Source organism: Streptococcus sp. Marseille-Q6488 (genome assembly GCF_946902925.1).
Classification (GTDB): Bacteria; Bacillota; Bacilli; order Lactobacillales; family Streptococcaceae; genus Streptococcus.
The window spans coordinates 1-13,674 of record NZ_CAMPPZ010000010.1 but is presented as its reverse complement, the minus strand read 5'-3'; the positions used below and the strand labels follow the sequence as shown (position 1 = coordinate 13,674).

At 40.5% G+C, this 13,674-nt stretch carries 14 protein-coding genes; 7 read left to right on the top strand and 7 right to left on the bottom strand.

Annotated elements, in window-relative coordinates; genetic code table 11:
• The first annotated feature begins 7 nt into the window (after positions 1 to 7).
• From OVN23_RS05735 to radC, 7 genes are all read left to right on the top strand, one after another.
• Positions 8 to 166 (top strand): hypothetical protein, encoded by a 159-nt coding sequence (locus tag OVN23_RS05735; protein WP_007284777.1) that lies wholly within the window; start codon positions 8 to 10, stop codon positions 164 to 166.
• Positions 167 to 1,241: 1,075 nt separating this feature from the next.
• Positions 1,242 to 2,501 (top strand): UDP-N-acetylglucosamine 1-carboxyvinyltransferase, encoded by a 1,260-nt coding sequence (locus tag OVN23_RS05730; protein ID WP_054392759.1) that lies wholly within the window; start codon positions 1,242 to 1,244, stop codon positions 2,499 to 2,501.
• Between the two features lie 15 nt (positions 2,502 to 2,516).
• Entirely contained in the window at positions 2,517 to 3,068 is a 552-nt protein-coding gene (locus tag OVN23_RS05725) for a GNAT family N-acetyltransferase (protein WP_173218395.1), read from the top strand.
• Complete coding sequence (gene spxR / locus OVN23_RS05720) at positions 3,061 to 4,338, top strand: CBS-HotDog domain-containing transcription factor SpxR (protein WP_173218397.1); 1,278 nt, start codon at positions 3,061 to 3,063, stop codon at positions 4,336 to 4,338. The genes OVN23_RS05725 and spxR overlap by 8 nt, the downstream gene beginning before the upstream one ends.
• Before the next feature lie 15 nt (positions 4,339 to 4,353).
• On the top strand, positions 4,354 to 5,214 hold the full coding sequence (locus OVN23_RS05715) for a methionyl aminopeptidase (protein ID WP_000631543.1): 861 nt from the start codon (positions 4,354 to 4,356) through the stop codon (positions 5,212 to 5,214).
• Positions 5,215 to 5,730: 516 nt separating this feature from the next.
• The gene (gene pcrA, locus OVN23_RS05710) at positions 5,731 to 8,022 is read left to right on the top strand and encodes a DNA helicase PcrA (RefSeq protein ID WP_173218399.1); all 2,292 of its coding nucleotides are present in this window, start codon (positions 5,731 to 5,733) and stop codon (positions 8,020 to 8,022) included.
• A gap of 42 nt (positions 8,023 to 8,064) precedes the next feature.
• Complete coding sequence (gene radC / locus OVN23_RS05705; protein ID WP_054392765.1) at positions 8,065 to 8,745, top strand: RadC family protein; 681 nt, start codon at positions 8,065 to 8,067, stop codon at positions 8,743 to 8,745.
• Here radC and OVN23_RS05700 read toward each other — a convergent pair.
• From OVN23_RS05700 to OVN23_RS05670, 7 genes are all read right to left on the bottom strand, one after another.
• A complete protein-coding gene (locus OVN23_RS05700) occupies positions 8,742 to 9,431 on the bottom strand; it encodes a gamma-glutamyl-gamma-aminobutyrate hydrolase family protein (RefSeq protein WP_023935878.1) in 690 nt (229 codons plus the stop codon). The genes radC and OVN23_RS05700 overlap by 4 nt on opposite strands.
• Before the next feature lie 17 nt (positions 9,432 to 9,448).
• Entirely contained in the window at positions 9,449 to 10,090 is a 642-nt protein-coding gene (locus OVN23_RS05695) for a redox-sensing transcriptional repressor Rex (protein WP_000653414.1), read from the bottom strand.
• Positions 10,091 to 10,172: 82 nt separating this feature from the next.
• On the bottom strand, positions 10,173 to 10,388 hold the full coding sequence (locus OVN23_RS05690) for a DUF4649 family protein (protein WP_173218401.1): 216 nt from the start codon (positions 10,386 to 10,388) through the stop codon (positions 10,173 to 10,175).
• 7 nt (positions 10,389 to 10,395) lie between these two features.
• Positions 10,396 to 10,743 carry a DUF1831 domain-containing protein gene (locus tag OVN23_RS05685; RefSeq protein ID WP_000863540.1) on the bottom strand — a complete coding sequence of 116 codons (348 nt, stop codon included), beginning with the start codon at positions 10,741 to 10,743 and terminating at the stop codon, positions 10,396 to 10,398.
• Between the two features lie 4 nt (positions 10,744 to 10,747).
• Entirely contained in the window at positions 10,748 to 11,863 is a 1,116-nt protein-coding gene (locus tag OVN23_RS05680; protein ID WP_023935874.1) for a cysteine desulfurase family protein, read from the bottom strand.
• A gap of 9 nt (positions 11,864 to 11,872) precedes the next feature.
• Positions 11,873 to 12,832 carry a ribose-phosphate diphosphokinase gene (locus OVN23_RS05675; protein WP_004254210.1) on the bottom strand — a complete coding sequence of 320 codons (960 nt, stop codon included), beginning with the start codon at positions 12,830 to 12,832 and terminating at the stop codon, positions 11,873 to 11,875.
• Positions 12,833 to 12,944: 112 nt separating this feature from the next.
• Positions 12,945 to 13,514, bottom strand: coding sequence for a CYTH domain-containing protein (locus OVN23_RS05670; RefSeq protein WP_173218403.1), 570 nt, complete (start codon positions 13,512 to 13,514; stop codon positions 12,945 to 12,947).
• Positions 13,515 to 13,674: the final 160 nt, after the last annotated feature.

Here is a 13,674-nt window from a genome sequence, read left to right as displayed (position 1 = left end):
GACTGATATGGGAGATAAACCGATATCTTTCCGAGATGCGGATGGTAATTTTGTTTCCGCTGCAGACGTTTGGAATGAAAAGAAATTGGAAGAACTGTTTAATCGTCTCAATCCAAATCGTGCTCTGAGATTGGCACGAACTAAAAAAGACAATCCATCTCAGTAAAGAAGCTAAAAAATCCCGTGCCTCATCAGATACGGGATTTTGTGGTACGACGGGATGTATAGCAAACTGAATCTGGAATAGCACAGCATATCTTCTAAAATATTGTTATCAATTGATTTGAATTTCAAAATTAAATTGTTTGATTCTTATTTCACTTTGTTATAGTATATCTGATGTCAAAATTCTCGGCGAGTCAAATAGCGATTCCCAAGCCTGACTATCGTGAGGTAGCGGATTAAAACGGTCTGGGGATAGATCGTTTTAAGTCTGATGCTGGAAATAAGAATCGTCAGGGGAAGGGATAGCGAAATCGTGGCTCTACGAACAGGAACGTGATAGTAAGGCGTATATAGTGGATAAGGGGGCTCAAAACTCTAAAGTCCAAAAAGGTAGTCGTAACCTATATACATAAAGCACGAGAGTAATTGAATTCGGACTAAGATTTTCTATTTTCACTGTAACCTTTTAACGTCCTCATATCTTGTATACACGAGGAAAGATGTATGACTTATCCCGTGAGGTCTATCACTATAAAGAGAAAACGACAGATAGAGGTGATCCTGAGTCACGGTTATCTTTAAAATAGATTGTCTGATAGGATGCTAGCCTGAAAACGTCTTGTTCATGAAATATAGGACGCTATGTATAAAACGCTTCTGTGAACTGAGAGAAGGGGGAGAAGTTCTTTCTAAAGTTTAGTTGAACAGCCGTATTCCGATACTTAGATAAGGGGGTTAGTCTTAGCTCCTACTCGATTTCAGGGGGCAAAAAAGGGGCAATAGCGATTCGAGAAAGATTATACTCTTCGAAAATCTCTTCAAATCACGTCAATATCGCCTTGCCGTATATATGTGACTGACTTCGTCAGTCTTATCTACAACCTCAAAACAGTGTTTTGAGCAGCCTGCGGCTAGCTTCCTAGTTTGCTCTTTGATTTTCATTGAGTATCAGTGACTAAATCATCAACTCTGATTTATCCAATAAAATTGAAAAGGATGGAAAAAAGGTTGCATTTATGATATAATTTATTTTAAAGACCTTATTAGAAATCTTGAAAGAGTATTGAAAACTTAGAATGAGAAAAATTGTTATCAATGGTGGATTACCACTACAAGGTGAAATCACTATTAGTGGTGCTAAAAATAGTGTTGTAGCCTTAATTCCAGCTATTATCTTGGCTGATGATGTGGTGACTTTGGATTGCGTTCCAGATATTTCGGATGTAGCAAGTCTTGTCGAAATCATGGAATTGATGGGAGCTACTGTTAAGCGTTATGACGATGTCTTGGAGATTGATCCAAGAGGTGTTCAAAATATTCCAATGCCTTATGGGAAAATCAACAGTCTTCGTGCATCTTACTATTTTTATGGGAGCCTCTTGGGTCGTTTTGGTGAAGCGACAGTTGGTCTACCGGGAGGATGTGATCTTGGTCCTCGTCCGATTGACTTACACCTTAAGGCGTTTGAAGCTATGGGTGCCACTGTTAGCTACGAGGGAGATAACATGAAGTTATCTGCTAAAGATACAGGACTTCATGGTGCAAGTATTTACATGGATACGGTTAGTGTAGGGGCAACGATCAATACGATGATTGCTGCGGTTAAAGCGAATGGTCGTACTATTATTGAAAATGCAGCCCGTGAGCCTGAGATTATTGATGTAGCTACCCTCTTGAATAATATGGGTGCCCATATCCGTGGGGCAGGAACCAATATCATCATTATTGATGGTGTCGAAAGATTACATGGGACACGTCATCAGGTTATTCCAGACCGCATTGAAGCTGGAACATATATATCTTTAGCTGCTGCAGTCGGCAAGGGGATTCGTATAAATAATGTTCTTTACGAACACCTAGAAGGATTTATTGCTAAGCTGGAAGAAATGGGAGTGAGAATGACTGTATCTGAAGACAGCATTTTTGTCGAAGAGCAGTCTAATTTGAAGGCAATCAATATTAAGACAGCTCCTTACCCAGGCTTTGCAACTGATTTGCAACAACCGATTACCCCACTTTTACTAAGAGCGAATGGTCGTGGTACAATTGTTGATACGATTTACGAAAAACGTGTAAATCATGTTTTTGAACTAGCAAAGATGGATGCGGACATTTCGACAACAAATGGTCATATTTTGTACACAGGTGGACGTAATTTGCGTGGGGCAAGTGTTAAAGCGACTGACCTACGAGCTGGGGCTGCACTAGTCATTGCTGGGCTTATGGCTGAAGGTAAAACTGAAATTACCAATATCGAGTTTATCTTACGTGGTTATTCTGATATTATCGAAAAATTACGTAATCTAGGAGCGGATATTACACTTGTTGAGGATTAAACCGTAGAGGTGTTTATGAATATTTGGACCAAATTAGCAATGTTTTCTTTTTTTGAAACGGATCGCTTGTATTTGCGTCCTTTCTTTTTTAGTGATAGTCAAGACTTCCATGAGATAGCTTCAAATCCAGACAATCTTCAATTTATTTTCCCGACTCAGGCAAGTCTGGAAGAGAGCCAATATGCGTTGGCCAATTACTTTATGAAGTCCCCTTTGGGAGTATGGGCTATTTGTGACAAGAAAACTGAAAAAATGATTGGTTCTGTTAAGTTTGAAAAGTTAGATGAAATTAAAAAAGAAGCTGAACTTGGCTATTTTTTGAGAAAAGATGCTTGGTCGCAAGGATTTATGACAGAGGTTGTTAGAAAAATTTGTCAACTTTCTTTTGAAGAAGTTGGCTTAAAACAATTATCCATCATTACCCACCTTGAAAATGAAGCTAGTCAACGGGTTGCCCTTAAGTCTGGATTTCGATTGATTCGTCAGTTTAAAGGAAGTGATCGCTATACAAGGAAAATGCGGGATTATCTTGAATTTCGGTATGTAAAAGGAGAATTCAATGAGTAAGCATCAGGAAATTCTAAGCTATTTGGAGGAATTACCAGTAGGTAAAAGGGTCAGTGTTCGTAGCATTTCCAACCATCTGGGAGTCAGTGATGGAACGGCTTATCGCGCTATCAAGGAAGCTGAAAACCGTGGAATTGTGGAGACCCGTCCTAGAAGTGGAACAATTCGTGTTAAATCCCAGAAAGTTGCTATCGAAAGATTAACTTTTGCTGAAATTGCTGAAGTGACCTCTTCTGAGGTTCTGGCTGGACAAGAAGGTTTAGAGAGAGAATTTAGTAAGTTTTCAATCGGTGCCATGACTGAGCAAAATATCTTATCTTACCTTCATGATGGGGGGCTCTTGATTGTCGGAGACCGTACCCGTATCCAACTGTTAGCACTTGAAAATGAAAATGCCGTTTTGGTTACAGGGGGATTTCAGATTCATGATGATGTTCTTAAACTGGCCAATCAAAAAGGAATTCCTGTTCTGAGAAGCAAGCATGACACTTTCACTGTCGCGACCATGATCAATAAAGCCTTGTCAAATGTCCAAATCAAGACTGATATTTTGACAGTTGAGAAGCTTTATCGTCCAAGTCATGAATATGGTTTTCTGAGAGAGACAGACACTGTTAAAGATTATTTGGACTTGGTACGCAAGAATCGTAGCAGTCGTTTCCCTGTTATCAATCAACATCAAGTGGTTGTTGGGCTTGTTACTATGCGTGACGCAGGAGACAAGTCTCCCAGCACGACGATTGACAAGGTGATGACGCGCAGTATCTTCGTAACAGGGTTAGCGACCAATATTGCCAATGTGAGTCAACGAATGATAGCAGAAGACTTTGAAATGGTACCAGTTGTTCGAAGCAATCAAACCTTGCTTGGGGTTGTAACCAGACGAGATGTCATGGAGAAGATGAGTCGTTCCCAAGTTTCTGCTCTACCTACTTTTTCTGAGCAGATTGGTCAAAAACTTTCTTATCACCATGATGAAGTAGTGATTACAGTGGAACCCTTTATGCTAGAGAAAAATGGTGTTTTGGCTAATGGTGTATTGGCAGAAATTTTGACCCATATGACTCAAGATTTAGTTGTGAATAGTGGTCGCAATCTCATTATCGAGCAGATGCTGATCTACTTTTTGCAGGCTGTTCAGATAGATGATATACTGCGCATTCAAGCACGGATTATTCATCATACGAGACGATCAGCTATTATTGACTACGATATTTATCATGGTCACCAGATTGTTTCAAAAGCAAATGTAACCGTTAAAATTAATTAGAAACTAGGAGAAAAAATGATAACATTAAAATCAGCTCGTGAAATCGAAGCTATGGATAAGGCCGGTGATTTTCTAGCAAGTATTCATATCGGCTTACGTGATTTGATTAAGCCTGGCGTAGATATGTGGGAAGTTGAAGAGTATGTCCGCCGTCGTTGTAAGGAAGAAAATTTCCTTCCGCTTCAGATTGGGGTTGATGGTGCAATGATGGACTATCCTTATGCTACCTGCTGCTCTCTTAATGATGAAGTGGCTCACGCTTTCCCTCGTCACTATATCTTGAAAGATGGTGATTTGCTCAAAGTTGATATGGTTTTGGGAGGTCCTATTGCTAAATCTGACCTGAATGTCTCAAAATTAAACTTCAACAATGTTGAGCAAATGAAGAAATACACTCAGAGCTATTCTGGTGGTCTTGCAGACTCATGTTGGGCTTATGCTGTAGGTACACCGTCCGAAGAAGTGAAAAACTTGATGGATGTAACCAAAGAAGCTATGTACAAGGGTATTGAGCAAGCTGTTGTTGGAAATCGTATTGGTGATATTGGAGCAGCTATTCAAGAATATGCTGAAAGTCGTGGATACGGTGTAGTGCGTGATTTGGTTGGTCATGGTGTTGGCCCAACCATGCATGAAGAACCAATGGTTCCGAACTATGGTATTGCAGGTCGAGGACTCCGTCTTCGTGAAGGAATGGTCTTGACTATTGAACCAATGATCAATACAGGTGACTGGGAAATTGATACAGATATGAAGACTGGTTGGGCCCATAAGACCATTGACGGTGGATTGTCATGTCAGTATGAACACCAATTTGTCATTACGAAAGATGGACCTGTTATTTTGACTAGTCAAGGTGAAGAAGGGACTTATTAATAAAAAGTGAAAAGACTACTGGAAGTTTATTTTGATAAAAAATCTAGTAGATCTTTTTATAATAAAACGCATTGTATCAAGCTTTAAGTACCTGGTATAATGCGTTTTTCTGATTTTAAGATTTTTTTCAACTCTGTTTGTAACCACATCATAACAGAGGATCTAGGATTCAGGGCTTTCCTCCTATATACTATTAGTAAAGCAAAACTAGGGGAGAATATTTTAGTGTCGCAATCTATTGTTCGTGTAGAGGTTTTACGATATCGTTGTTTTGGTTTTAAAAAGATAAATGGAATTCTGTTTAACGTTCGTATTGCCAATCTTAAATTTACTTTTTTATATTGAGGTATTGAGCTAGTTTATGAAAAAATTGAGTGAAAGAGTCGAGTGTTTTAGAAACCCACAGTGTAGTATTCTAGTTTCAATCCACTATATTTTGCTACTCCCCGTAAAGTTTCTATTTTCCCTGAATTCTGATATAATAGAAATATTGACTTCAAGAGTAAGGAAGAGAAGATGAACGCATTATTAAATGGAATGAATGACCGTCAGGCTGAGGCGGTACAAACGACAGAAGGTCCCTTGTTGATCATGGCGGGGGCTGGTTCTGGAAAGACTCGAGTTTTGACCCACCGCATTGCTTATCTGATTGATGAAAAGCTGGTCAATCCTTGGAATATCTTGGCCATTACCTTTACTAATAAGGCTGCGCGTGAGATGAAAGAGCGTGCTTATAACCTCAATCCAGCCACTCAGGACTGTCTGATTGCGACTTTTCACTCCATGTGTGTTCGTATTCTGCGTCGTGATGCGGATCATATTGGCTACAACCGTAATTTTACTATTGTGGATCCTGGTGAACAGCGAACTCTTATGAAACGCATTCTTAAGCAGTTAAACTTGGATCCGAAAAAATGGAATGAACGGAGCATCTTGGGGACTATTTCCAATGCCAAGAATGACTTGATTGATGATGTGGCTTATGCTGCCCAAGCTGGCGATATGTACACGCAAATTGTGGCCCAGTGTTATACAGCCTATCAGAAAGAACTGCGTCAGTCGGAGTCGGTTGACTTTGATGATTTGATTATGCTGACCCTGCGTCTCTTTGATCAAAATCCTGATGTTTTGACTTATTATCAACAGAAATTCCAATACATCCACGTTGATGAGTACCAAGATACCAACCATGCTCAGTACCAATTGGTCAAACTCTTGGCTTCCCGTTTTAAAAATATCTGTGTTGTTGGAGATGCGGACCAGTCTATCTACGGTTGGCGTGGTGCTGATATGCAGAATATCTTGGACTTCGAGAAAGATTATCCTCAAGCCAAGGTTGTTTTGTTGGAGGAGAATTACCGTTCAACCAAAACTATTCTCCAAGCGGCCAATGAGGTTATTCAAAACAATAAAAACCGCCGTCCTAAGAATCTCTGGACCCAAAACGCTGATGGGGAACAAATCGTTTACTATCGTGCCGATGATGAGCTAGATGAGGCTGTATTTGTAGCCAGAACCATCGATGAACTTAGTCGCAGTCAAAACTTTCTTCACAAGGATTTTGCAGTTCTCTATCGTACAAATGCGCAGTCTCGTACCATTGAAGAAGCCCTGCTCAAGTCAAATATCCCTTATACAATGGTCGGAGGGACCAAGTTCTACAGCCGTAAGGAAATTCGTGATATTATTGCCTACCTCAACCTTATTGCTAATTTGAGTGATAATATTAGTTTTGAACGTATTATTAACGAGCCTAAACGTGGAATTGGCCCAGGTACTGTTGAGAAAATCCGTGATTTTGCGAATATGCAAGACATGTCTATGTTAGATGCTTCAGCTAATATCATGTTATCTGGTATCAAGGGTAAGGTATCTCAGTCTATCTGGGATTTTGCCAATATGATTCTAGATTTACGAGAGCAGCTAGATCACTTAACTATTACAGAGTTGGTTGAGGCTGTTCTAGAAAAAACAGGATACGTCGATATTCTTAATGCCCAAGCAACTCTAGAAAGCAAGGCTCGGGTTGAAAATATCGAAGAGTTCCTTTCTGTGACAAAAAACTTTGATGACACCTCTGATGTGGCAGAAGAAGAAACTGGTCTGGACAAACTGAGTCGTTTCTTAAATGACTTGGCCTTGATTGCCGACACAGATTCAGGTAGTCAGGAGACATCAGAAGTGACCTTGATGACCCTGCATGCTGCCAAAGGTCTAGAGTTTCCAGTTGTATTTTTGATTGGGATGGAAGAAAATGTCTTCCCGCTTAGCCGTGCAGCTGAAGATCAAGATGAACTAGAAGAAGAGCGCCGTCTAGCCTATGTAGGAATTACGCGTGCAGAGAAAATTCTCTATCTGACCAATGCCAACTCGCGCCTGCTTTTCGGTCGTACCAACTACAACCGTCCGACTCGTTTTATTAATGAAATTAGTTCAGACTTGCTTGAGTATCAAGGATTGGCCCGTCCAGCCAATGCAAGCTTTAAGGCATCATATAGCAGTGGTGGTCTTGCCTTCGGTCAAGGTATGAGTCTGGCTCAAGCTCTTCAAGACCGTAAACGTAGTGCTGCCCCAAGAACTATCCAATCAAGCGGTCTCCCATTTGGTCAATTTACAGCTGGCGCAAAATCAGCGTCTAGTGAGACAAATTGGTCCATTGGTGATATTGCCCTCCACAAGAAGTGGGGAGAGGGAACCGTTCTGGAAGTTTCAGGTAGTGGTGCTACGCAGGAATTGAAAATCAATTTCCCAGAAGTAGGTTTGAAAAAACTTTTAGCCAGTGTGGCTCCAATTGAGAAAAAAATCTAATTTTTCATCCTTCTCACGAATAATAAAGTGAGGAGGATTTTTATGTACAGTATTTCATTTCAAGAAGATTCATTATTGCCAAGAGAAAGACTGGCCAAGGAAGGAGTTGAAGCGCTCAGTAATCAAGAGTTGCTAGCTATTTTACTTAGGACAGGAACACGTCAAGCCAGCGTTTTTGAAATTGCCCAGAAAGTCTTGAGCAATCTTTCAAGCCTAACGGATTTGAAAAAAATGACCCTGCAGGAATTGCAGAGTCTGTCTGGTATCGGTCGTGTTAAGGCTATAGAGTTGCAAGCTATGATTGAATTGGGGCATCGTATTCACAAATACGAGACCCTTGAAATGGAAAGTATTCTCAGTAGTCAAAAGTTGGCCAAGAAGATGCAACAGGAATTAGGGGACAAAAAACAAGAGCACCTGGTGGCGCTCTATCTCAATACTCAAAATCAAATCATCCATCAACAGACCATTTTTATCGGTTCTGCCACTCGTAGTATCGCTGAGCCGCGAGAGATCCTTCACTATGCAATCAAGCATATGGCGACTTCTCTCATCTTGGTTCACAATCATCCTTCAGGAGCGGTAGCGCCTAGCCGAAATGATGATCATGTCACTAAACTTGTCAAAGAAGCCTGCGAACTGATGGGGATTGTCCTCTTGGACCATTTGATTGTCTCACAATCTAGTTACTTTAGTTACCGTGAAAAGACGGATTTAATCTAAAGTTCATTAACGACATAATCAAAGAGATTTTTATCCTTGGGACGATTTTCAAATAGAAATTCTGGATGCCATTGGACACCGAGAAAGGCGACATCATCCGTACTCATAACAGCTTCTATAATACCATCTTTAGGATCATGAGCCGCAATCTTTAAATTTGGTGCTAAATCCTTGATGCTCTGGTGGTGGAAGGAGTTGATATGGGAGATTTCTCCATAGATTTCTCGAAGAACAGTATTTGGTTCTGTCACCAAGCGTTGAGTTGTGTATTCGGCAGAACAATCCTGCCAGTGGTCTTCTATATCTTGGTACAAAGTTCCACCCATGGCAACGTTAAAAAGCTGAGTCCCACGACAGACAGAGAAAATCGGCTTTTGCTGTTTGATAGCTTCCTTGATGAGGGCTAGTTCGAATATATCTCTTTGAAGGTGGTAGTCATCGCTATCAATAGTTTTTGGTTCACCATAGAATTTTGGATCAACATTTTGCCCACCTGTCAAGATGAGCTTGTCAATCATACTGATATAGTGGCAGGCCATTTCTTGATCACCAATCGGTAGGATGATGGGAATCCCTCCAGCGTCTTTAACGCCTTCAACAAAGCCTTTTGCTGCGTAGCTCATCATGATGTCATCATCTGGATGAGTTTTTTCGTTTCCTGTAATCCCTATAACTGGTTTTTTCATAAAATGATTTTCGCTTTCTAATCCTCTTTTCTCATGAAATAGAGGAGGGTTTGGAGTTCACTTGTCAAATCGACATACTGAACGACCACGTCCTTTGGTAAATGCAGATGGACTGGTGAAAAACTGAGAATTCCTTTCACGCCAGCATCCACCAAGAGATTGGCAACCTCTTGTGACTTGACGCTGGGAACGGTCAGGATAGCAGTTTTGACATCAGCATCCTTGATTTTATCCTTGATTTGAGAAATTCCGTAAATGGGAATCCCATCAGGAGTTTGGCTACCGACTTCAGGATGGTCATCCAGGTCAAAGGCCATGATAATCTTCATCTTGTTACGCTCGTGGAAGCGGTAGTGGAGAAGGGCATGGCCCATATTTCCAATACCAACCAGCATGACATTGGTAATAGAGTTATCATTGAGTAAATCGGCAAAAAACGTCATCAGTTTTTTAACATCATAGCCAAAACCACGACGACCTAGTTCACCAAAATAGGAAAAATCCCGACGTACGGTCGCTGAATCAATACCGATAGCCTCTGCAATTTGCTTAGAGTTGGCACGTTCAATCTTTTCTGCATGAAATCTCTTAAAAATTCGATAGTAGAGAGAGAGTCTTTTCGCTGTAGCTTTTGGAATAGCAGACTGTTTATCTTTCACAAAATCACAACCTTTCTATTCTTCTATTTTATAGAAACATTGTGAAAAAATCAACAAAAACAAGAAAAAACTAAGAAAAATCTTAGTTTTGATGTAAAAAATCTGCATGTGATAGAAAACGGTAGAGGTCTCCGACCAGTCCTTGGTAAACTTCCTGCTCTTGAAAGGTCAAAGAAGTTACATAAAGTGTATCTGGCAGAGTCACACATCCTGATAGAGCCAGCATGAGAGCCTCGTAATCCTCATACTTGAGAGTGCGCTCTACATGATAGCTGTCCTTATAGGTCAGTTCAAACATATGGGACCTATCTTTCCGATTTTGTGAAGACACCACGTTCTACCAAGCTATCCATGAGGAAATAGAATTTTTCCTGATGAATGTGGTGGTCTTCTGATTTGAAAATATCAACCAGACGAAGGCCAAACTTGTCAGTGATATTGATTTTAGCCCCTGTAAGTTCCTTGTTAATGATGATTTTGAGTTGGAATCCTTCACCGCTGTTTGGCACTTTTTCCAAAAGGCGAGTCAGTTCATAGTTACCAACTTTTGTCTCAAAAAAGGTGTTATCTTTGAGGGTGAATTTTTTAACAGAAGGGCTAAGAGTGTAGTCGTAACGACAATTTTTTAACTGAATGGTTTTTTCAAATGCCATATGGCTAACCTCCGATAATTTCTTTTAAGTTTTTTGCGAGGGTTTGTAGGTCTTCAACGGTATTTTGTGGCGACAAACTGATACGAACGGATTCCTTCAAGCGTTCTGAATTTGCTCCGTACATAGCTTCAAGAACATGGCTGGATTGGACAATGCCTGCCGTACAGGCTGAGCCAGTAGAGATTGAAATTCCAGCTAAATCTAGACGAAGGAGTAAGAGGTCGTTTTTCTGGCCAGGAAATCCAATATTGAGGACATAAGGGAGATGATGGTCTCCTCTGTTCAAGTAATATTGAATACCCTCTAGCTCTGCCAGAAAGGCAGTTTCTAGATTTTGTACATGTTGAAAATGTTCTTCTTGCTGTTCTAGGTCCTCTTTTAGGGCTGCAATCATGCCTACGATAGCAGCTAAATTTTCAGTTCCTGCACGTTTTTTCTGTTCTTGGTCTCCGCCATGTAGATAGGAATCAAAATCCATGCTAGATGCGTAGAGAAAGCCGATTCCCTTAGGACCATGGAACTTGTGGGCAGAAGCAGTGAGAAAATCAATGCCCAATTCTTCTGGGTGTATAGGGATTTTACCAATAGCCTGAACTGCATCGACATGATAGGCGGCTGGGTGTTGCTTGAGTATTTGGCCAATTTCAGCAATGGGCAGTAGGTTTCCAGTCTCATTATTGGCAAACATGGTAGAAACCAAAATCGTATCGTCACGTAAGGCCTCTTGAATTTGCTGGGCTGTGATTTCTTGATTTTCTGGTTGAATAATGGTTGCTTCAAACCCAAAGTGTTGAACCAAGTAATCAATGGTTTCAAGGACAGCATGGTGTTCAATGGCAGTTGTGATGATATGTTTTCCTTGTTCTTGGTGACGAAGGCAGTAGCCAATGATAGCAGTATTGTTGCCTTCAGTCCCACCAGAAGTGAAAAAGATATGTTGAGGTTTTGTCCCCAGTAACTGGGCTAGTTCCTGACGGGCTTCTCGTAAGAGTTTACCAGCTTGACGACCATGACCATGAATACTAGAAGGGTTGCCGTAGGTTTCTTGCATCACCTTGGTCATAGCTGAAATAGCAACTGCTGACATAGGAGTTGTCGCAGCATTGTCCAAATAAATCAAAGAATCACCTTATTTCTTTTTGTTGTAGGCAAAGAGTGGGCTGACTGGTTTTCTTTCGTGGATACGGACGATGGCATCACCAATTAACTCACTAGCAGTGATGTAGCATACGTTTTTAGGAGTTTTTTCTTTTGTTGCTACTGAATCAGTCACAAGAATTTCTTTAATCTTAGTATTGTCAAGAAGTTCAGCAGCTCCTTCGACGAAGAGACCGTGGCTAGAAACAGCATAAATTTCTGTAGCCCCTTCACGTTCAACGATTTTAGCAGCTTCAGAGAAGGTACGTCCTGTGTTAAGAATATCATCAATCAAGATGGCTTTCTTACCTTCAACATCACCAATAATGTAACCTTCGTTACGAGTTGCATCGTCTTGAGGGTAATCGATAATGGCGATAGGAGCATCAAGATACTCAGCCAAGCTACGAGCACGTTTGACACCTGAATTTTTAGGGCTGACGACAACAACATCTGAGCCAAGGAGGCCCTTATCGCAATAGTGTTTTGCAAATAGGGGAACAGTGAAAAGATTATCCACTGGAATATCAAAGAAACCTTGAACCTGAACGGCATGCAAATCAAGAGTCAGGATACGATCAACCCCAGCCTTAACTAGCATATTAGCAACTAGTTTAGCTGTAAGTGGCTCACGTGGTGAAGCAATGCGGTCTTGACGTGCATAGCCAAAATATGGAAGGACAACGTTGATACTGTGGGCACTTGCGCGCACACAAGCGTCGACCATGATAAGCAATTCCATTAGGTGGTTGTTAACAGGGAAACTTGTTGATTGGATGATGTACACATCATAACCACGGACACTTTCTTCGATATTTACTTGGATTTCTCCGTCTGAAAATTGACGTGATGATAGTTTTCCAAGTGGGACACCAACAGCTTGGGCAATTTTCTGTGCAATCTCTTGGTTAGAGTTGAGTGCGAAAAGTTTCATGTTTTTTCTATCTGACATTATAGACCGTCCTCTGTAAACTTTATAAATCCTAGTGATATTTGCCTTACATATATGAACTGGGATTTTTGTATTTTTATCTTTTCTATTTTACCAAAAAATGGAGATTATTTCAGCTATTTTTCATACTTTTGACAAATCGAACCAATTTTGAAGGAGCTTTTTGATAGGAAATCTGATTTTTCTCTAAAAATTGTTGGAAATCCTGTTTGCCTTGCTCGTGATTTTCCACTTCAAGCTCCAATTCGTAATCCGTCATATCAAAGTATTGACTTTCATCCAGAGCCATGAGACCGATAGCTGTTTGCATTTCATAGCGAAGCGTTGTTAGACAACCAAGAACCTGCCATTCACTAGTTTGGATACCATGTTTAGCCAATTCATCAAGAACCAGCCCTTGAGGAAGTTCTTCCTTACTCAGATAGTTCTCAGCATCTTTTAGTTGCAATTTTTGGTTGTATTCCATGTTCCCAACACTTTGTGGGACTTTGAGTGTCAATTCTGCCCAGTCTTCAAAGGTTCGAATGCGCATAGCAACTTTCTTTTCTCGCAGCTCAAAATCAGGTGTGTCGATGTAGTAATTTTTTTGAAGAACAGAAGTGACACCTGTGAACTGGTCTTTTAGACGATCATACTCATCTTTTTTCAAGAGTGTTTTCAATTCAATTTCTAAATGTTTCATTTTTCTTACCTTTTCTTTATCTATGAAAGCGGATTATGGTATAAATAGTACACGTCTTCCTAATCCCTTGAAATCAGTGGGTTTCTAGCATGTCTACCAAAAGTGAATACGAGATTGAATACGGCATGACTTTTAGCTGGGGCGGATGAAATCCATGAGT

Coding starts and splice junctions, on each gene's coding strand:
- OVN23_RS05735 (WP_007284777.1), top strand. CDS start 8: ATGGGAGATAAACCGATATCTTTCCGAGATGCGGATGGTAATTTTGTT.
- OVN23_RS05730 (WP_054392759.1), top strand. CDS start 1,242: ATGAGAAAAATTGTTATCAATGGTGGATTACCACTACAAGGTGAAATC.
- OVN23_RS05725 (WP_173218395.1), top strand. CDS start 2,517: ATGAATATTTGGACCAAATTAGCAATGTTTTCTTTTTTTGAAACGGAT.
- spxR (WP_173218397.1), top strand. CDS start 3,061: ATGAGTAAGCATCAGGAAATTCTAAGCTATTTGGAGGAATTACCAGTA.
- OVN23_RS05715 (WP_000631543.1), top strand. CDS start 4,354: ATGATAACATTAAAATCAGCTCGTGAAATCGAAGCTATGGATAAGGCC.
- pcrA (WP_173218399.1), top strand. CDS start 5,731: ATGAACGCATTATTAAATGGAATGAATGACCGTCAGGCTGAGGCGGTA.
- radC (WP_054392765.1), top strand. CDS start 8,065: ATGTACAGTATTTCATTTCAAGAAGATTCATTATTGCCAAGAGAAAGA.
- OVN23_RS05700 (WP_023935878.1), bottom strand. CDS start 9,431: ATGAAAAAACCAGTTATAGGGATTACAGGAAACGAAAAAACTCATCCA.
- OVN23_RS05690 (WP_173218401.1), bottom strand. CDS start 10,388: ATGTTTGAACTGACCTATAAGGACAGCTATCATGTAGAGCGCACTCTC.
- OVN23_RS05685 (WP_000863540.1), bottom strand. CDS start 10,743: ATGGCATTTGAAAAAACCATTCAGTTAAAAAATTGTCGTTACGACTAC.
- OVN23_RS05675 (WP_004254210.1), bottom strand. CDS start 12,832: ATGTCAGATAGAAAAAACATGAAACTTTTCGCACTCAACTCTAACCAA.
- OVN23_RS05670 (WP_173218403.1), bottom strand. CDS start 13,514: ATGAAACATTTAGAAATTGAATTGAAAACACTCTTGAAAAAAGATGAG.